Annotated in this window: 13 protein-coding genes and 1 pseudogene; 7 read left to right on the plus strand and 7 right to left on the minus strand. The window is 41.3% G+C overall.

Translation table 11 applies throughout. The annotated features are described in order from the left end of the window. Both BFI01S_RS18965 and BFI01S_RS18970 read right to left on the minus strand, forming a co-directional pair. The coding region (locus BFI01S_RS18965; protein ID WP_156478353.1) for an HTH-type transcriptional regulator Hpr at window positions 1-298 on the minus strand (298 nt) is incomplete at its 3' end. Between the two features lie 290 nt (window positions 299-588). Then, window positions 589-942, minus strand: coding sequence for a YtxH domain-containing protein (locus BFI01S_RS18970; protein WP_061793999.1), 354 nt, complete (start codon window positions 940-942; stop codon window positions 589-591). Between the two features lie 189 nt (window positions 943-1,131). Here BFI01S_RS18970 and yhzF point away from each other — a divergent pair, with 189 nt between their 5' ends. Next, window positions 1,132-1,320: a membrane protein YhzF gene (gene yhzF / locus BFI01S_RS18975; protein ID WP_035326942.1), complete on the plus strand. Its 189-nt coding sequence runs from the start codon at window positions 1,132-1,134 to the stop codon at window positions 1,318-1,320. 49 nt (window positions 1,321-1,369) lie between these two features. Here the strand turns inward: yhzF and BFI01S_RS18980 are convergent, their stop codons facing one another. The 3 genes from BFI01S_RS18980 to BFI01S_RS18990 form a co-directional block, all read right to left on the minus strand. Beyond that, window positions 1,370-1,897 carry a tryptophan transporter gene (locus BFI01S_RS18980; RefSeq protein ID WP_061794000.1) on the minus strand — a complete coding sequence of 176 codons (528 nt, stop codon included), beginning with the start codon at window positions 1,895-1,897 and terminating at the stop codon, window positions 1,370-1,372. A 128-nt stretch (window positions 1,898-2,025) separates the two neighbouring features. Next, window positions 2,026-3,108, minus strand: coding sequence for a 3-phosphoserine/phosphohydroxythreonine transaminase (gene serC, locus BFI01S_RS18985; RefSeq protein ID WP_061794001.1), 1,083 nt, complete (start codon window positions 3,106-3,108; stop codon window positions 2,026-2,028). Between the two features lie 173 nt (window positions 3,109-3,281). Further along, the gene (locus BFI01S_RS18990) at window positions 3,282-3,701 is read right to left on the minus strand and encodes an HIT family protein (protein ID WP_061794002.1); all 420 of its coding nucleotides are present in this window, start codon (window positions 3,699-3,701) and stop codon (window positions 3,282-3,284) included. A gap of 634 nt (window positions 3,702-4,335) precedes the next feature. On the opposite strand from BFI01S_RS18990, the gene BFI01S_RS18995 reads away from it, so the two are divergent. The 3 genes from BFI01S_RS18995 to BFI01S_RS19005 all read left to right on the plus strand — a co-directional run bounded on the left by BFI01S_RS18995 (window position 4,336) and on the right by BFI01S_RS19005 (window position 7,079). Next, window positions 4,336-5,076: an ABC transporter ATP-binding protein gene (locus tag BFI01S_RS18995; protein WP_061794003.1), complete on the plus strand. Its 741-nt coding sequence runs from the start codon at window positions 4,336-4,338 to the stop codon at window positions 5,074-5,076. After that, the gene (locus BFI01S_RS19000; protein ID WP_061794004.1) at window positions 5,069-6,289 is read left to right on the plus strand and encodes an ABC transporter permease; all 1,221 of its coding nucleotides are present in this window, start codon (window positions 5,069-5,071) and stop codon (window positions 6,287-6,289) included. Before BFI01S_RS18995 ends, BFI01S_RS19000 begins: the two co-directional genes overlap by 8 nt. A gap of 64 nt (window positions 6,290-6,353) precedes the next feature. Next, complete coding sequence (locus BFI01S_RS19005; protein WP_061794005.1) at window positions 6,354-7,079, plus strand: EcsC family protein; 726 nt, start codon at window positions 6,354-6,356, stop codon at window positions 7,077-7,079. Window positions 7,080-7,112: 33 nt separating this feature from the next. On the opposite strand, the gene BFI01S_RS19010 is transcribed toward BFI01S_RS19005, so the two are convergent. Further along, window positions 7,113-8,318 carry a M20 family metallopeptidase gene (locus BFI01S_RS19010; RefSeq protein ID WP_061794006.1) on the minus strand — a complete coding sequence of 402 codons (1,206 nt, stop codon included), beginning with the start codon at window positions 8,316-8,318 and terminating at the stop codon, window positions 7,113-7,115. A 152-nt stretch (window positions 8,319-8,470) separates the two neighbouring features. Here BFI01S_RS19010 and BFI01S_RS19015 point away from each other — a divergent pair, with 152 nt between their 5' ends. Further along, entirely contained in the window at window positions 8,471-9,133 is a 663-nt protein-coding gene (locus BFI01S_RS19015; RefSeq protein ID WP_061794007.1) for a phosphatase PAP2 family protein, read from the plus strand. Window positions 9,134-9,174: 41 nt separating this feature from the next. On the opposite strand, the gene BFI01S_RS19020 is transcribed toward BFI01S_RS19015, so the two are convergent. Then, entirely contained in the window at window positions 9,175-10,581 is a 1,407-nt protein-coding gene (locus BFI01S_RS19020) for a hypothetical protein (protein ID WP_061794008.1), read from the minus strand. A gap of 249 nt (window positions 10,582-10,830) precedes the next feature. On the opposite strand from BFI01S_RS19020, the gene liaF reads away from it, so the two are divergent. Both liaF and BFI01S_RS23810 read left to right on the plus strand, forming a co-directional pair. After that, on the plus strand, window positions 10,831-11,655 hold the full coding sequence (gene liaF / locus BFI01S_RS19025; protein ID WP_061794009.1) for a cell wall-active antibiotics response protein LiaF: 825 nt from the start codon (window positions 10,831-10,833) through the stop codon (window positions 11,653-11,655). A gap of 9 nt (window positions 11,656-11,664) precedes the next feature. Continuing rightward, window positions 11,665-11,920, plus strand: a pseudogene (locus tag BFI01S_RS23810) (sensor histidine kinase); the annotation flags it as partial.

Consider the following 11,920-nt stretch of genomic DNA (forward strand, 5'->3'; position numbering starts at 1 on the left):
GATTTCTTTTATCGCTTTCTTTCTTAGAGAATTGGAGAAAACCCCGTTCTTCGAGCTTTTTGGAGAAGTTGAATGCAGTAGAGACATGCATTACACCAAACTTGGCAACATCGGAAATCGATGCTCCGTTTAAATGATAGGCAATCCATAAAATATGATGTTCATTAATGTTTAAATCGTAGGGTTTTATCCATTGCTGCCAATCTTTTTCTATAGACTTCCACAGGGCTTTACTCAGCTGTGCCACTCGCTGGCTGAAAATCATTGCTTCCTTTATAGAAATTGCTTTGTCCGACATTCAAAAGTTCACCTACTTTGTAAAATTAATTATTCCTGACCAAACGGTTGGAAGTTCATTTTTCTTTTATAGTATCATTATGCCAATAAAACAAAAATTAATAAAGATATAAATTTACAAAATTTTTAGAAATATAATCAAATATTTCTATAAAAGGCTTAAGGTCAAGGGATGAGAGCCAATTTAAAGTTTTAAAAAATTTTCAAGCATTTTAATAATATATTAGTTTTCGTTCAAAAATAAAATAATCCTCCTTTTTAACTAAAGAAAAAAGAAGGATTATTTATTTACTATTTATTTATATTTGTTTCAAGTTCGTGTATGGCTGCTTCAATTTCCTGCAATTCCCGCTGCAGCCTGTGCTGATGGGGAAGGATCTCGTTTTTCCAATTGCTGATTGAATATTTGATGTCGCTTGAGAATTCCTTAAAGGCTGTTTTACCTTCCTTAGAAGCAAATAAAGCTGATTCCTTTATGGCCATCAATTCGGATTTTAATTCTAAAAGCTGCTCTTTCAGAAGATTTGTATTTTCTTTTAACTGCTGTCTGGTATCTCTTCCTGAAGCAGGTACAGTTAATAGTGTGGATATGCCGGCTGCAGCACCGCCAGCTAATAGTCCAAGCAATAACGATTTGGCTTTCATAACCATCACCTCAAAATCTTATTTATATGTCTATTTTACTACAATATTTATTTTTCTAAAGCTGAAAGTGATAAGTGTTCTATCTATATCTATATCACAAAATACATAAGGGTAAACCATATCCTCATAGCTCCTGGCAAACAGGCATACAATTCAGTAGAAGGATATTTTGCGAAAGGGGGAGGCAGGTTGTCCGGAGCAGCGGCTGGAATTTTTGCATTAAGTGTAGTGCTGTTTTTAGGAGGTATTCATTTTTTCCTTTCAATAAAGAAACCCGGAGTCTATCCTCCGAAGTATGTTCTGAAAAAAAGGGCAGCTGCTTTGGCAGCAGGCGGGGCGTTTTTGTTCTTGCTGGGTCTGATTGTCGGCAGTTTCTAAAAAATTCCAAAATAAAAAAGCCCGCTTATTTGCGGGCTTTTCTGTATAATTATTGGCTGATCGTCTGCTGAGTCAGCTTGGTTCTGTTTGCGATTGATTGTGCTACAGGATAAAGGATTACCATTGCAGCCGTGTTAACTGCAGCTGCAGGAAGTACAACTGCTGCAAATAATGCTGTGAAAGGTCCCGGCAGTCCGACAATCAGGTATGCAGAAGTTAAAAACACAATTCCGGATACGATTGTTCCTGCTGCTGTTAAGACAGCTGCGCTGACGATATTCTTCCTGAATTTCTTTACGATCAGGAACAATGCGAAAAAGGTGAATGCAGTAACAGGCTTATCAATGATATTCGGGATTAATCCTCCAGGAAAGGTTGTGGTAAATCCGGAAATCAGGCCTGTAACTAAACCTAAAAGCAAAACGCTTCTGGTGTCTGGAAAAAGGATTATGCCTAAAAACATCATGGTTAGCATCATGTCCGGTTTCATTCCGAGGAAGAACCCTGGAACAACGGCATGAAGCACTGCGCCCATCCCGACCAATAGGGATAAGGCCACTAAATTTTTTGTATTCATTTCTCATCTCTCCTCTGCTATTCTCTGACTAAGCTCTGTCGTCTCTCCTGCAGTGCACTCTTTGCCTGCAGCGAAAAACTTTAACTCATTATAACATATATCACAGGAATTCAAAGGTGTTATATTTTTTAATTATTATTTTTAAAAGCTTTCATAAATGCGGCCAGCTTTTCAACATGGTGTTCTGGCACAGCATTGTAAATAGATGCGCGGCACCCCCCGATAGAACGATGTCCGCCAAGCCCGACGAACCCTGCTTCTTTTGCCTGTTTCTGAAATTCCCTGGAGAGATCCTCGCTTTGAAGATTAAAAGTGACATTCATACGGGACCGGCTGTTTTTATGGGCATGCCCTATGTAAAAGCCTTCGCTTTCATCAATAACATCATAAAGCATTTTTGCCTTCATCTCATTGGCCTTTTCGATCTGCTCAAGGCCGCCTATCTGCTCTGCCCATTGGAGCACAAGAGACAGCAAATAGATTGAAAGAGTAGGGGGTGTGTTATATAAAGAGTTATTATTGGCAAATGTATTGTAATTCAGCATTACAGGGAGCATTTCCGATGATCTTTTTAATAGTTCTTTTCGGATAATGACTACTGTTACACCGGAAGGGCCGAGATTTTTCTGGGCACCGGCATAGATTAAATCAAATTGGTCTACTTTCAAAGGACGGCTTAAAATATCGCTTGACATATCTGCTACTACCGGTGTTTTTTTATTTGAAGGAAAGCTTTGCCGTTGTGTGCCATAGATTGTATTGTTGCTGGTAATATGAAGATAGGCAGCATTGTCCGGAATTTCATCTTGACTGTATTTGGGGATAAAGCTGTATTTTTGATCCTTGCTGGAGGCAGAAATGACGGTTTCGCCAATTTTATCTGCTTCTTTTAAAGCTTTCTCCGACCAGGAACCGCTTAGAACATAATGGGCTGCCTGGTCTTTTCCCAGCAGGTTCATCGGCACCATGGAAAACTGGAGACTTGCGCCGCCTTGGATAAAAAGCACCTCAAAGTCATCCGGGATGGCCAGCAGTCTTCTTAAGCGTGTGATTGCCTGATCATGTACTGCCTGATATTCCTTGCTTCTATGGCTCAGCTCCATTATGCCCATTCCTGTATTGCCGAAGTTCAGCAAACTCTTTTCCGCTTCTTTTAATACCTCTTCCGGCAGGGCCGCGGGACCTGCATTAAAATTTAGAGCACGGTACATTTTTCTCCCTCCAAAAATAAAATTAATTCACTATAACGCTGTGAAGAAATAAAGATAGTTAATATGTTAACAAAATTTACTGATTTGTACAGAGAAAAAAATGAACATTTTGAAAAATTAGAGATAAAATAGGCAAAAAAAATTCCCCCTGCAGAAACAGGAGGATCAGAGGGTTACAGATGCTTTTTTATGGCATCAGAGATTTCCTTAAGATCTGAAGCTGAATAATCAGATTGATGTGATTTCCACACAACCCCTAAGCCATCTCCGTCACCATAACGGGGAATAAGGTGGGAGTGGAAATGGAAAACGGTCTGTCCGGCGTGTTCACCGTTGTTATTAATTAAATTCAAGCCAATTGGATCAAATTCGGCCTTGATGGCTCTGGCAATCTCTGGAACAGCTTCGAAATAGTTCCGGGCTGTTTCAGCATCCATTTCATATAAGTTTTCTTTATGTACTTTCGGAATGACTAGTGTATGCCCTTTTGTGACCTGGCTTATGTCCAGAAATGCCATCACATGCTCGTTTTCAAAAACCTTGGCTGAAGGAATCTTGCCATTGATTATTTTACAGAAGATACAATCGTTCATTATTTCAGCTCCTAACCAAATATCTTTTTCACAATTCTACCATATCCGTCAAAAAACAAAAAAGCAAAAGGGGAAGGATTATTGCATTGTTCTATTAATAAAATTAAAAGGCAGGATCCGCTTGGAATCCTGCCTTCGTGAAGGGGAAGCTTCTATTGGTACGTTTCTATTTCAGGTAAATTCTCTTTAACAAACACCTCATTTATGAATGAATTGTGTTCATATCTAGAGAAAATCGATCTTTGTTCAACCGGACCATCCCCTTATTTTCTTTATATGCTTTTATAGGCGTATAAAGCATGGATGATAGTCTTTAACAAACACCTCATTTAAAAAATGACTTAGTGACCACTTACGGGTAAAGCGATCAAGTGTTTAAGATCATCAGGTTTCATGTGCAATGCAACCATCCCCTTATTAGGAACGTTTGAAGCTTATACTGAAAGGAAACTGTCTGCGACAGACACCTCATTTCAAGTTTTGATCATCTGAATGATGTTCAAATGACTTGTTTCCCCTTCATAGATTAGAATGTCCCGTCCCGTAATTTATATACAGGAATTTTGTCTAAACTGGACAATTTACTTTGGCTTTTTTTACAATGGACTTATACATAGTAGGAAGGACGTTGAGAATGGCGCTGCTTGAAATTAAAAACGTTACCGGCGGCTATACGAGAAACCCGGTCTTAAAGAATGTCTCCTTTGAAGTGGGTGAAAGTGAAATCGTCGGCCTGATTGGCCTTAATGGAGCCGGAAAAAGTACGACCATCAAACATGTAATTGGCTTAATGGAACCGAAGGAGGGAGAAATAACGATCAATGGCATGCAATTCCTTAAGGATAAGGAAGGATATCGCAAGCAATTCACTTTTGTTCCGGAAACCCCGATTTTGTATGATGAACTTACACTTGAAGAGCATTTGCGTATTACAGCCATGGCATACGGTCTGCCTGAAACAGAGTATAAACAAAGAGTGGAAACACTGCTGAAGGAATTCAGAATGGAAAAAAGACTGAAATGGTTTCCAGCTCATTTTTCTAAAGGGATGAAGCAGAAAGTAATGATCATGTGCGCTTTTTTAGTACAGCCGTCATTATACATTGTTGATGAACCATTTGTTGGTCTGGACCCGCTTGGCATTCAGTCACTTCTCGATTTGATGAAGAAAATGAAAGAGAGCGGTGCCGGCATTCTTATGTCCACCCATATCCTGGCAACCGCTGAAAGGTATTGTGATCGTTTTGTGATTTTACATGAAGGCAAAGTAAGGGCGAAGGGAACTTTAGCGGAGCTGCAGAAGCAATTTGCAATGCCGGGAGCAACCCTCGATGATTTATATATCCAGCTCACAAAGGAAGAAGATTATGTTTGATGAAAAACAATTATGGAAGGAGAGGTTCGGGAGAACAGTCAAAGAGCTTTCCCGCTATCTCCGTTATATCTTTAATGGCCATATTGTCATTGTCATGGTGTTTCTTCTGGGAACTGCAGCTTTTTATTATCAGGAGTGGATAAAAACCCTGCCCGGTGATTTTCCTGCTGCAGCGGTTATAGCAATCATCTTAGCTCTTCTGGTTACCTACAGCCCAATTTATACATTCTTTTCTGAAGCGGACAAAATTTTTCTGCTGCCGCTTGAAGACAGGCTTTCAGGGTATTTCAGACGTTCGATGGCAGTCAGCTTTTTTGTGCATGCATATCTCCTTGTTATGGGGCTTGGAGTTTTATTGCCCTTATATGCAGCGGTGAATGATGGCAATTTTAAAGTGTTTTTACCATTTCTGCTGATCCTGCTGATGCTAAAAATGATCAATTTGCTGATACGCTGGAAGATACAATATTATATCGAAACAAGCGTACATGTATTGGATACATTTGTCCGTTATGCTGTTAACGCTGTGCTTCTATATTTTCTATTTAGCGGCGCTTCCCCCATTTTTATGCTGGCAGCAGGTGTGCTGCTGATCCTGCTGTATTTGTTCTTTACCATGAAATCCAGGGATAAAGGGCTGAAATGGGAATATTTGATTGATCAGGAAGAGCGAAGAATGACCTCCTTCTACAGGCTGGCCAATATGTTTACAGATGTTCCAAAGCTGAAAGACCGCGTAAAAAGACGGAAGTGGCTTGATTGGCTGCTTTCAGGAATTCCATTCAAACAGGATGCAACTTTTAAAAACCTTTATGTCCGTACATTTCTCCGTTCCGGTGATTACTTCGGTTTATTCATTCGTTTAACTCTGATTGGTGCTGGAGCAATTTATTTGATTTCGTATGGAATGGGACAAATCCTGCTTGTGCCGTTATTCATGTACTTAACCGGATTTCAGCTGCTGCCGCTATGGAATCACCATCAGGATAAGCTGTGGGTGAATTTATATCCGGTTAAAGAGGATATACAGGAGAAGGCCTTTAAACAGCTGCTGACAGGAATACTTTATGTTCAGGCACTCTTATTATCGCTTGCTGTACTGGCAAATGGCGGATGGCTGGCTTCGCTTTTGGCTTTAGCCGTTGGAGTTTTATTTGCATATGTATATACTCATATCTATATTCAGAAACGGCTGGCAGGCAGCCGTGCTTAAAATGAAACCATTGCTGTCTTTTGTGCGTATATAGAGTCATCCTGAAAAAAGGCAGGTAGGAAAAATGATGGAGTATGAATTAAAGGCTTTTTATGAAATTGAAGAATGGAAGAGACGGATCAACAAGCGTTCCAGCATGCTGAATCGCCTTTCCAAAAAAGCTCAGACAAAGGTAAATAGTATAATACCTGAAAAAGCTCATCAAATTATCACTGACAGCATTAAGAATATGGTAAAGGCCACTTTGGTTGGATCGAATGCACTCACCAGAAAAAAACAATCTGCCGGCCGCAGCCTTGAAAACATGGATCTCATGCTGGAAGAAAAGATTTCGACTTACCGCAAAACAGCTGCTGTCGAAGGTGCCGGAACCGGGGCAGGGGGAATACTCCTTGGCATTGCTGATTTTCCCTTGCTGCTGAGCATTAAGATGAAATTTCTTTTTGAATCTGCCTCCATATATGGATTTGATACAAAAGATTATGAAGAGCGCCTGTTTCTCCTCCATGTCTTTCAGCTCGCATTTTCCAGTGATGATAAAAGGAAAGAAACACTAAAGCTGATTGAAGAATGGGATGACAGGAAAGAAACAATGGCTGACATGGACTGGAAGGCATTTCAGCAGGAATACCGGGATTATATCGACTTTGTTAAAATGCTCCAGCTGGTGCCGGGAATAGGTGCTGCTGTCGGGGCGTATGCGAACTATAATTTGCTTGACCACTTAGGAGAAACCGCTAAAAATGCTTACCGTCTGCGGATATTAAAAACAGCCCCGAGGCCTGATTAGGCTTGGGGCCGTTTTTTTTGGACTTTCTCCTTGCTATCCTACCTCAACAGTATCCTTGTTTTCCTGATAGCTATGATAATTTAAAGCGGCTGCTCCCAATGTTTTGGCTGCGATCAGCATGGCTTTCTCATCTATATCAAACTTTGGATGATGGTGCGGGTAATTCTCTGATGTATTTTCAGGTCTTGCCCCGGTAAAGAAGAAGGTGCCTTTCACATGCTGCAGATAGTATGCGAAATCTTCACCGCCCATTTCAGGGTCTGTCTCTTCTGCCCATCTGACTTCATCAATTTTTCCTGCCAGTTCAGCCAGGTATTCGGTTTCCCTTTTATGATTGACAACAGCAGGGTAGCCTCTATGGAACTGATACTCATAGTCACTGTCTGCTGTGTAGCATGTTCCTTTGACAATGCGCTCGATTTCCTCTTCGATATTAGTGCGGACGTCCTCGTTAAATGTGCGGACAGTACCGATCAATTTTGCTCTATCAGCAATTACATTAAATGCGTTATCAGCTACAAAGGAACCAACTGTTACAACGGCAGAATCGATTGGGTTTACTTTTCTGCTGACGATTTGCTGAAGATGGACAACCAGCTGGGAGGCAGTTACAATCGCATCTTTCGTTTTGTGAGGCTGTGCCCCGTGCCCGCCTTTTCCTTGGATGGTAACTTCAAACCTGTCTGCTGCCGCCATAATTGGGCCAACCCGATATTGGATCTTTCCTGTTGGTTCTGATGCCCACAGGTGTGTTCCAAAAATGGCATCGACACCCTCAAGGCAGCCATCTTCGATCATCGAAATCGCTCCGCCCGGAGCATATTCCTCGGCGTGCTGGTGAATCATTACATATGTACCTTCTAATTCATCGCGAAGTTCATTTAGTGCCTTCGCCAGTACAAGTAAAGTTGCCGTATGTCCATCATGTCCGCAAGCATGCATTACCCCAGGGACCAATGATTTATATGGGACATCCTTTTCATCCTGGATAGGAAGTGCATCAAAATCGGCTCTTAAAGCGATGGTCTTTCCTGGTTTGCTGCCATGAATCCTTGCAACCACTCCATTTCCCCCTACATGGCTCCGGACTTCGATCCCCAGGTTTTCATAAAAGGTTTTGATATAGTGAGCGGTCTTTTCTTCCTTAAAAGATACTTCAGGATTCTGATGAAGATAGCGCCGGATGGAGACCATTTCATCGTAATAGCTTTCCAGTTTTTTAAATAGTGATTCAGACATGATTTCCTCTCCTATCGATGTAATTTTTCCATTATTATAACATTCTTTAATGGGATAAAGGGGAAAATGTTTTTTTATGCAAACTTAACATAATAAAAGTAAAGTAGGGATGATAATATAAATTAAGATCAAAATGGGAGGTATTAGTAAGATTGGAAACACTTAAATCTAAATGGACCTATTTTTTCCTGGCTGTATCGGCATCCATTTTTCTATATTTTCTTGTTGCTGTTACTAACGGACAAACTCTTGTTTTTGACCGTTATTTGTCAAAATTCTTTACAGGATTATTTTCAGAAAGCACCCATCCGTTTTTTGAAGCCATGGACAATATGGGGAGTAAAACCGGTATAGGGATTATTACAATGGCTTTCTTAGCGCTGCTTTGGCTCAAGTATAGGAATTATGAGGCGATGGCAGCTGTTGTTTTTGCTGTTGCAGCGGGAAATGAAGTAAATAAGTGGCTTAAAGAGGCTGTTGGAAGGCCGCGCCCTGATCAGGAGCATCTTGTTGATGTGGCGAGTCTCAGCTTTCCGAGCGGACACGCGATGATTGGGATGATTCTATATACGTTATTAGCCTATTTTATCATTACCGAGCTGAAGAAATCGTCAGCGAAATGGATCACGGCAATTATAGCAGGCATCTGGATTTTTTTAATGGGGATCAGCCGGATCGTGATGGGTGTACATTATCCGTCTGATATTGCAGCAGGATTTGCAGCAGGCTATATTTGGGTATTCATTTCCATTTCCCTTTACGCGGCCTTAAAGTCAATATTCAGAAGAAATTCATATGAGGGGGAATCAGTATAGAAGCAAAGGAGACTATCCCCCGATAGTCTCTTTTGCTTCTATTAAATGAGGAACATGGCTGCAATAGTTGTTACAATTAAGCCAATTGTGACCGGAAGCAGGTTCCGGCGAGCCAGTTCAAAAGCATCTACATTACAGATTGCGGCTGCAGGAATAAGGGCCCAGGGAACCAGTGTACCACCGCCTACCCAGATGGCAGCTACCTGCCCGAGAGCTGTTAAGGTTGCAGCACCTGTGCCGATAGCTGTCGCAAATAGATTTGCAATGGAGCCGGCAAGTGAGATGCCGGAAAAGCCGGATCCATCAAGCCCCGTAATGGCTCCAACGACAGTCAGTGTAATGGCGCCTACCTCTTTGCTTAAAGGGACAACAGATGCCAGCCCCACTCCAAGATCATTAACAATTCCATGCGAACCCTTTGGCAAAAAGTCACCGATCATCTGAGAAAATCCAGCGTCCCCCAGATAAAAGAAAGCTGCAATTGGAATGACAGGGCCAAATACTCTAAATCCAAACTGGAAGCCTTCAACTAAATAGGCTGTAGTTTTTTCAAGGCCCCTATTACGATGGGCAGCGAGCGTGATCAGCAGGAGAATAAATATCGATGTACCGCCTACTAAAGCTGTTGCGTCACCGCCCTGAAGGTCTAACGCAAACATGGCTGCTACATCAGCAGCAAATAAGATGGGAATTAATAACGCAAAAAAACGTTTTTGTTTAAGTGAAAGCAGATGTTTTTGACTGGCATCAGCCTGCAGTTCAGCTGGTGTGTCCCCAGTAAGCCCAGTATCTGCAGTCAGCTTGCCGCTTTTCATATCTCTCTTGATAAGGTAAAAAGCGGTAATAGTCGTAACTGCACCCATAATAATAACAAGCGGAACACTGGCTGATATGACCTCGCCTACAGGAAGACCGGCTGCGTCGGCAGTTAACTTCGGGGCAGCCTGGATTATAAAATCTCCGGATAGTGCGATGCCATGACCGAACAGGTTCATGGCCATTGCCACACCCAGAGCAGGTAATCCTACCCGGATGGCTACGGGAAGAAGGACGGCCCCCATTAAGGCAACAGCAGGAGATGGCCAAAAAAACCAGGAGATGACCATCATCAAAATTCCGATCGTCCAGTAGGCAAGTGCCGGTGTTCTGATTAACCTGGTAAAAGGAGAGATCATGACATCATTAATTCCGGTTGTGGTCAGTGTCCGGCTCATGGCCACTATAATGGAAATGACCAGTATAGTGGAAAGAAGTTCTGTTATCGCAAATATAAAACTGGTAAAAATACTGCTGATTGAACCGCTTAAGGAGCCGGTAGCTGTAATGGCAATTAAAAAGATGCCCGCAATACAGACGATCGTTGTATCTCTCTTCATAACCATGAAGCCGATGATGAAGACAATAAAAAGAACATATATCCAATGGATGGCTGTCAGCTCAACTCCCACTTGATTTTCCCCCTTTCTAAATTCCATTAGAGAAGCGCCGATTTAGGCGAATCACCCGATTCGGAATGTAGTACAGAATATGATGGAAAGAAATAATTGGTGATATAAATTGAATCAGTCCGGAGGAGGAGGCTGAAACACACCGGGGGAGGATTCCATAGAACTGCTGACTGTTAAAATGAATGTACAGGAGGAAAATGATTCTGCATCAGCGAATACAAGATAGGAGAAAAGAGGGAAGGAAAGCCTATGAGATACAGGTCAGTTAATCAAATAATTTTCGCGATAACTTTATCAGCTGTTGGAGTTGTGCTTCTTCTTATGAACATAGGTGTCATTTCCTTGGAAATAAAAGAGGTATTTGTCGTAATTTACCCCTTTATCCTATTGGCTGCCGGGTGTTATTATCTTTTGTCATACATACTGAAGAATAGCCGGAGCGGGATGTTTCCCGGGTTATTTCTAATTGTCTTTTCAATGCTATTAATCCTTGATCGTCTCGGAGTAATTGAATTCAGGTTTATGGAAATCTGGAAACTCTGGCCCCTGTTTCTTATTTTTATCGGCATTAATATTCTTTTGAAAAAAGATCGTTTAAAGATACATTTTGAACAGGATTTTCCGGCAGATATCTATGGGAGAGACAAAGGTGCAGCGGAGAAAAAAGTTATTAATATCTCAAAATATGAAAGCCCTCAGCCGCTTAAAAATATAAGAGGCTTTTCAATTGGCGATGTGGATTTTAAACAGCCGAATTGGTCTCTCGAGCCGATGGATTTATATACAATGATCGGTGATTATTTTATCGATTTCAGCAAAGCTTTCATCCCGGAGAAAGAGACGCCTGTCATTGTGAGAGGGTGGATTGGCGATGTGAAAATGATCATCCCCGAAAACATTCCGGTGATGATCCAGTCAAATATTAATATAGGAGACATCCGCATTTTTGATCAAAAGACAGGTGACATCAACCGCAGTCTTCATTATAAGTCACCTGGTTATGATGAAGCTTCCAGAAAGCTGAAAATCGCTGTACAAGTAAAAATTGGATCCATCCGGATCGATAAAGTATAGGGGTATAAGATGAAAAAAAGCGGAATCAGGTATTGGTTTGTGCAGAGCTTTATTATGATGGCCATTATAAGTTCATTAATCTTTTTTGTCGGATTGCAGGTCTATCTATTTTATAATTCTGAATCGCCATTGACTATAAAGAGCACCTTTTGGCTGTTTTTGTATGTTTTAACGGTATTACTCCTTACGGGTGCCTATTTTGGGCTCAAGGGCAGCTACTTAATAAAAGGGCGGCTCGGTGATATTTTATTATTTGTTTCGACCC

Source organism: Cytobacillus firmus NBRC 15306, assembly GCF_001591465.1.
GTDB lineage: Bacteria > Bacillota > Bacilli > Bacillales > Cytobacillaceae > Cytobacillus > Cytobacillus firmus.